At 71.5% G+C, this 4,500-nt stretch carries 3 protein-coding genes; all 3 read left to right on the top strand.

Translation table 11 applies throughout. From position 1 onward, the window contains the following. Positions 1-998 (top strand): anthranilate synthase component I family protein (locus tag G3N18_RS15505; protein ID WP_196385150.1); only part of this gene is annotated, 998 nt, incomplete at its 5' end. A 63-nt stretch (positions 999-1,061) separates the two neighbouring features. After that, positions 1,062-3,659, top strand: a complete 2,598-nt coding sequence (gene leuS / locus G3N18_RS15500; RefSeq protein ID WP_196385149.1) for a leucine--tRNA ligase — start codon at positions 1,062-1,064, stop codon at positions 3,657-3,659. A gap of 116 nt (positions 3,660-3,775) precedes the next feature. After that, complete coding sequence (locus G3N18_RS15495; RefSeq protein WP_314855977.1) at positions 3,776-4,393, top strand: ComEA family DNA-binding protein; 618 nt, start codon at positions 3,776-3,778, stop codon at positions 4,391-4,393. Positions 4,394-4,500: the final 107 nt, after the last annotated feature.

Genomic DNA, 4,500 nt, shown 5'->3' with positions numbered 1-4,500 from the left:
GTGTGCTCTTCCGATCTCGCTGGCGCGCGGCCGCGGGGGAGCGTGGCGCTGCGGCTGCGGCCGCGGCTGAGGCCGAGGCTCAGACCGAGGTAGCGCTCGAGACGAAGGATGCCTCCGAGAACGGCGAGTCCGGCGCGCCCACGGCGCCCGCGGCGCGGGCGATCTCACGGCACACGCCGGCCGAGTACGCCGACCTGATCGCGCGGTGCCGCGAGGCGATCCGACGCGGCGACGCGTATCAGCTGTGTCTCACGACGCGGTTCGAGGTCGAGGCATCCGACGCGCCGATCGACCCGGTCGGGGCGTACCTGCGTCTGCGGCGTGCGCAGCCGGCGCACCACGGCGGGTACGTGCGTGCCGGTGCGCACGCGCTGCTCAGCGCGAGTCCCGAGCAGTTCTTGCAGGTGACGGACGGCGTCGTCCGCACCCGTCCGATCAAGGGCACGCGGCCCCGGGGCCACGATCCGGCGCACGACGCGGCGCTCGCGCGCGAACTTCTCGAGAGCCCCAAGGAGCGCGCCGAGAACGTCATGATCGTCGACCTCATGCGCAACGACCTGCAGCGCGTGTGCCGCCCCGGCACGGTCACCGTCGAGGGCCTGCTCGAGATCGAGTCGTACCCGGCTGTGCACCAGCTGGTCAGCACGGTCGCCGGTCGCCTGGTGCCGGGAGCGACCCTCGGCGAACTGCTCGACGCGACGTTTCCCGCCGGCAGCATGACGGGGGCGCCCAAGCTCTCGGCCATGACGATCCTGCACGGGCTCGAGGGGGCGCCACGCGGGGTCTACGCGGGATGCTTCGGGTGGGCCGGGCACGACGGGCGCGCGGATCTCGCGATGACGATCCGCTCGATCGTCGTGCACTCGAGCGGAGCCTACGTCGGAGCGGGCGGAGGGATCACGTGGCTCTCCGAGCCCGCGGACGAGGTCGCCGAGGTGGCCGTCAAGGCGCGCGGCCCGCTCGCCGCGATCGGAGCGACACTTCCGGCGGGGTGGTGAGGCGGGTCCGGTAACCTGGGAGGACGCGTGCGCGCGTACCCGAACTTCACGAATAGGTGACCTGTGTCTTCCAACCCCACCTCGACGGCTTCCGACGTTGCGCCCGGCGACGGCTACGACCCGCACACCATCCAGCAGAAGTGGCAGGACCGCTGGAAGAGCGACGACCCGTTCCGCGCCGGCGGCGAGGGTGACACGCGCCCGCGCAAGTACGTGCTCGGCATGTTCCCCTACCCCTCGGGCGATCTGCACATGGGGCACGCCGAGAACTACGCCTACGTCGATGTCGTCGCCCGGTTCTGGCGGCACCGCGGCTACAACGTGCTCAACCCGATCGGCTGGGACTCGTTCGGCCTTCCCGCCGAGAACGCCGCCATCAAGGGCGGCGCCGGCAGCGACCCGCGCGAGTGGACCTACCGCAACATCGACCAGCACAAGAAGAGCTTCCGCGAGTTCGGCTCGTCGTACGACTGGAGCCGCGTGCTGCACACCTCCGACCCGGAGTACTACCGCTGGAACCAGTGGCTGTTCCAGCGCCTCTTCGAGCGGGGCCTCGCGTACCGCAAGGAGAGCGCGGTCAACTGGTGCCCCAACGACCAGACGGTGCTCGCCAACGAGCAGGTCGTCGACGGCCGCTGCGAGCGCTGCGGCGCGGTCGTGGTGAAGAAGAAGCTCACGCAGTGGTACTTCAAGATCACCGACTACGCCGACCGCCTGCTCGATGACCTGAACCAGCTCGAGGGGTTCTGGCCGCAGAAGGTCATCCGCATGCAGCGGAACTGGATCGGTCGCTCGGTGGGTGCCGACATCGACTTCGAGATCGAGGGGCGCGCCGACAAGGTCACCGTCTTCTCGACCCGCCCCGACACGCTCTACGGGGCCACGTTCTTCGTCGTCGCCCCCGACAGCGACCTCGCCGCCGAACTCGTCGCCGGCGCCGACGCCGACGTGCGCCTGCGTTTCCAGGCCTACCTCGACGAGGTCCAGAAGCAGACCGACATCGAGCGGCAGAGCACCGACCGTCCGAAGACGGGCGTCTTCCTCGGCCGCTACGCGATCAACCCGGTCAACGGGGAGCGCCTGCCGGTCTGGGCCGCCGACTACGTGCTCGCCGACTACGGCCACGGCGCCGTCATGGCCGTGCCCGCGCACGACCAGCGCGACCTCGACTTCGCGCGCGCCTTCGACCTGCCCGTCAAGGTCGTCGTCGACACGACGGCGCCCGTCACCGGCGCGATCCCCGTGATCGAGCTCGACGACGAGGGTGTGCCGATCGATCCGGGTGCGGGCGAAGGCGGGCTCGACGCGCTCGACCCCGCCGTCACCGGCATCGCGCTCACCGACGACGGCCGCATGATCAACTCGGGCCCCCTCGACGGGCTCAGCAAGCGCAACGCGATCGCGCGCATGATCGAGCGGCTCGAGGCATCCGGCACCGGCCGCGGCGCCAAGTCGTACCGCCTGCGCGACTGGCTCATCTCGCGTCAGCGCTTCTGGGGCACGCCGATCCCGATGATTCACACCTCCGACGGTCGCGTCGTGCCGGTGCCCGACGAGCAGCTGCCGCTCGAACTGCCCGACGCGCGCGATCTCGACCTCGCGCCGAAGGGCACCTCGCCCCTCGGCGGCGCGAGCGAGTGGATCCACACGGTCGACCCCGCCACGGGTGAGCCGGCCCTCCGCGACGCCGACACGATGGACACCTTCGTCGACAGCTCGTGGTACTTCTTGCGGTTCCTCAACCCGGGCGACCAGACGCAGCCGTTCTCGCGCGCCGAGGCCGACCGCTGGGCGCCGGTCGACGCCTACATCGGCGGCGTCGAGCACGCCATCTTGCACCTGCTGTACGCGCGCTTCATCACCAAGGTGCTCTTCGACATGGGCATGATCGAGTTCACCGAGCCCTTCTCGAGCCTCGTCAACCAGGGCATGGTGCTGCTCGACGGCTCGAAGATGTCGAAGAGCAAGGGCAACCTGGTCGAGTTCGCCTCGAGCATGCTCGACCCGGGAGCCGACGCCGTGCGCGTCGCGATCGCCTTCGCCGGACCCGTCGAAGACGACATCAGCTGGGAAGACGTCTCGACCACCGGCGCCCAGAAGTTCCTCGCCCGCGCGTGGCGCATCGCCCACGACGTGACGAGCGCGCCCGACGTCGTCTGGGCCGAGGGCGACGCGAACCTGCGCCGCGTCACCCACCGGCTGTGGGCGGATGCCCCGGCGCTGGTCGAACAGACGAAGTTCAACGTCGTGGTCGCACGCCTCATGGAACTCGTCAACGCGACCCGCAAGACGATCGACGGCCCTGCCGGCCCCGCCGACCCGGCCGTGCGCGAAGCCGCCGAGGCGATCGCGATGATCCTCGACCTGTTCGCTCCGCACACCGCGGAGGAGATGTGGGAGCTGCTCGGCTACGAGCCCTTCGTGGGACTCGCGACCTGGCGCCAGGCCGACCCGACGTTGCTCGTCGAAGAGTCGGTCACCGCGGTCGTGCAGATCGACGGCAAGGTGCGCGGCACCCTCACGGTGCCCGCGCGGATCTCGGCCGACGAGCTCGAAGCGCTCGCGCGCGCCGACGAGAAGATCGTGCGCACGCTCGCCGGCCGCGAGATCGCCCGCGCCGTCGTCCGCGCCCCGAAGGTCGTGAGCTTCACCACGGCGTAACGGCAGGGCGGCGGCTGACCGTCATCGCCTCCTCCACCGAAGGCCGATTGCGAGATCCCTCCACCGATCGGCTCGACGGCACTCGAGGCACCCGCGCGCCCTGACAGGCTGTGCGGGTGAGCGCAGCGACCATCGACCGGCCCGCGCGTCGGCGGCTGGGCGTCGGGGCGGCGATCGTGCTGGTGCTCGCCGTGGCGGCGGTCTCGGTGCTGATCGGCGTCATCCGCTCGGCGGGTGTGCCCGATGCCGCGGGCGAACAGGTGGTCGCCCCGAGCGGGGCAGCCGAGCTGCCGCCGGTCTACGTGCACGTGTTCGGCGCGGTGCAGCACCCCGGGCTCTACCGCCTCGACGAAGGAGCGCGGGTCGTCGACGTGATCGCCGCCGCCGGCGGGCTGACGCCCGAGGCAGATGAGACCGCCGTAAACCTCGCGCGCCGGGTGACCGACGGCGAGCAACTGCGGCTGCCCGCGGTCGGGGAGGCACCGCCGGCCGACGGCGCGGCTGCCGGCGGTGCCGGGTCGGCCGGCGGCGTGGCATCCGACGGGCGCGTCAACCTCAACACCGCCGACGTCGCCGCCCTCGACACCCTGCCGCGCATCGGACCGGCGATCGCCGAGCGGATCATCCAGTGGCGCGAGGCCAACGGTGCGTTCACGAGCGTCGACGACCTGCTGGCGGTGCCGGGGATCGGTGAGAAGATGCTCGCCTCGATCCGCGACCTGGTCACGGTGTGAGCGCGCGGGGGGACGCCGAGTCCACCCCGGTGGACAGCGTGCGCCGGCTGCGCCGCCGTGATGCGCGGCTCGTGCCGGTCGCCGCCGCCGCGTGGGGCGCGGCCGCG

Origin of the sequence: Microbacterium paulum, assembly GCF_015707995.1 — a bacterium.
GTDB lineage: Bacteria > Actinomycetota > Actinomycetes > Actinomycetales > Microbacteriaceae > Microbacterium > Microbacterium paulum.
The sequence above is the reverse complement of the archived record's forward strand: the minus strand, read 5'-3'. Positions and strand labels throughout refer to the sequence as shown.